Below are 2,466 nucleotides of genomic sequence, written 5' to 3' on the forward strand. Positions count from 1 at the left end.
GGTGCTGCTGATGTGGGCCGGCATCCTGGCCTACGCGGACCGGTACGGATACGACTTCGTCTCCGGTTGCGTCTCGGTCCCGGTCCACGGCCAGGGATCGCCCGGCAGCCAGATCCGCGGTGTCCGCGACCTCGTGCAGCGCCGCCATGCATCGCCGTACCGGTTGACGCCGCACCGGCCGGTGGTCGTCGACGGCTGCGGCCTCGACGAGATCGCGCCGCCGGCCCGTCCGGCGATTCCGCCGCTGCTGCGCGGCTACCTCAGACTCGGTGCGCGGATCTGCGGCGAGCCGGCCCACGACCCGGATTTCGGCGTGGGGGACTTCCCGGCGCTGCTGGCCAAACACGACGCCGACGCCCGATACCTGCGCCGGCTGCGGTCGGTGGCGGCAGCCGCCGATGCGGCAGGTGCGCCGGCTCGATGAGCCGGTACGACAGTCCGTGGCTGCCCCGGCCGTCGTGCACCACCGGCTGCCTGCGCGGCCCGGTAGAGCGGTCGTCGCCGCTGGTGGTGGCGGTGCGGATCGTGCTGGCGGTGCTGCTGGTGCTGACCCTGCCGCTGCTGGCGGTACCGGTTCCGGGCAGATCCCGGGTGCATCGCGGCTGCTGCCGGCTGGCGCTGCGCTGTTTCGGGGTCCGGGTCAGTGTGTCTGGCGGCCCGATTCGCAACCTGCGCGGTGTGCTGGTGGTCAGCGGGCACGTCTCCTGGCTGGACGTGCTCGTCGTCGGTGCGGTGCTGCCGGGATCGTTCGTGGCACGCGCGGATCTGGCCGACTGGCCGGGAGTCGGTGTGCTGGCCCGCATGATGCGGGTGATCCCGATCGACCGGAACAGCCTGCGCCGGCTGCCCGGTGTGGTCGATGCCGTCGCGGGCCGGCTGCGGGCCGGTGGCACCGTGGTGGCGTTCCCGGAGGGCACCACCTGGTGCGGCCGCGACGATGCCGGCCGGGGAGCCGAGCCGGCGCACTCGGGTCACGGGCGGTTCTATCCGGCGATGTTCCAGGCCGCCGTCGACGCCGCGCGGCCGGTGCAGCCGCTCCGGCTGACCTACCAGCGGGCTGACGGCGCGCTCTCGACCGCCTCGGCCTTCGTCGGCGACGACACCCTGCTGGCCTCGATGCGCCGGCTGGTCACTGCGCGGCGCATCGTGGTTCAGGTGCACGTCGGGTCACTGCAGCTGCCGGGCGCCGACCGGCGCGACCTGGCCGGACGCTGCGAAGCCGTTGTGTGGGGCCGCACCGGGGCGACCCCGCAGGTTGGTGCTATCGCGTGACGGGCTTCGGGCCAGGTCGGCGCGGCTAGGCCGGTATCCTGGGCGGGTCATGGTCTATCTGGATCACGCCGCCACCACCCCGATGTACCCGCAGGCCATCGAGGCGATGACAGCTGCGCTGGCTGCGGTCGGTAATGCCTCCTCGCTGCACACCGCCGGCAGGGCGGCACGGCGCCGGATGGAGGAGTCCCGGGAGGCCGTCGCCGCTGCGCTGGGTGCGCGCCCGTCGGAGGTGGTCTTCACCAGCGGCGGCACCGAGAGCGACAACCTGGCCGTCAAGGGCATCTACTGGGCCCGCCGCGACGCCGACTCGGCGCGTCGGCGCATTGTCACCACTGCCGTGGAGCACCACGCCGTCCTGGATGCGGTGGCCTGGCTGGTCGAACACGAGGGCGCCGAGGTGACCTGGCTGCCCACCGCTGCGGACGGGTCGGTGTCACCGGCCGGCCTGCGCGACGCGCTGCAGGGTGCCGATGACGTTGCGCTGGTGTCGGTGATGTGGGCCAACAACGAGGTCGGCACCGTGATGCCGGTCGCCGAACTCGCTGCGGTGGCCGCCGAATTCGGTGTGCCGCTGCACAGCGACGCGGTTCAGGCGGTAGGACAGCTGCCGGTCGATTTCACCGCCAGCGGTGTTTCGGCGTTGAGTGTCACCGCCCACAAGTTCGGTGGCCCGTTCGGGGTGGGCGCTTTGCTGCTGCGCCGCGACGTGAGCTGTGTGCCGCTGACCCACGGGGGTGGCCAGGAACGCGACGTCCGTTCCGGCACACCGGACGTCGCCGGCGCGGTGGGCATGGCGACCGCGGTGCGGATCGCGGTGGACTCGTTGGACACAAACAGCGAGCGGTTGCGCAGCCTGCGCGACCGGCTCATCGACGGCGTGCTGGCCGAGATCGACGACAGCTTCCTCAACGGACCTTGGGGCCCCCTTGACCGCCTGCCCGGCAACGCCCACTTCACGTTCGCCGGCTGCGAGGGTGATTCGTTGCTGATGCTGTGCGACGCCAACGGAATCGAGTGCTCGACGGGCTCGGCCTGCACCGCCGGGGTGACCCGGCCGTCGCATGTCCTGATCGCGATGGGCGCCGACCCGGCCACCGCCCGTGGTTCGCTGCGACTGTCGTTGGGCCACAGCAGCGTCGGCGCCGACGTGGATGCGGCGCTGCGGGTGCTGCCCGGCGCGGTGAGCCGAGC

Annotated in this window: 2 protein-coding genes and 1 pseudogene; all 3 read left to right on the forward strand. The window is 72.6% G+C overall.

Going from position 1 to position 2,466, the window contains the following annotated elements; genetic code table 11:
• Window positions 1–424 (forward strand): annotated as a pseudogene (locus AC2VON_RS05175) (phosphohistidine phosphatase); the annotation flags it as partial.
• Window positions 421–1,272, forward strand: coding sequence for a lysophospholipid acyltransferase family protein (locus AC2VON_RS05180; protein ID WP_486951972.1), 852 nt, complete (start codon window positions 421–423; stop codon window positions 1,270–1,272). The pseudogene AC2VON_RS05175 and the gene AC2VON_RS05180, both read left to right, overlap by 4 nt.
• A gap of 49 nt (window positions 1,273–1,321) precedes the next feature.
• A partial coding sequence (locus AC2VON_RS05185; RefSeq protein WP_486951973.1) for a cysteine desulfurase family protein occupies window positions 1,322–2,466 on the forward strand: 1,145 nt, incomplete at its 3' end.

It is taken from the genome of Mycobacterium sp. TH-M82 (assembly GCF_057473605.1).

Bases quoted from the DNA above. Each gene is read 5' to 3' on its own strand.
- AC2VON_RS05180 (WP_486951972.1), top strand. From the start codon at position 421: ATGAGCCGGTACGACAGTCCGTGGCTGCCCCGGCCGTCGTGCACCACC.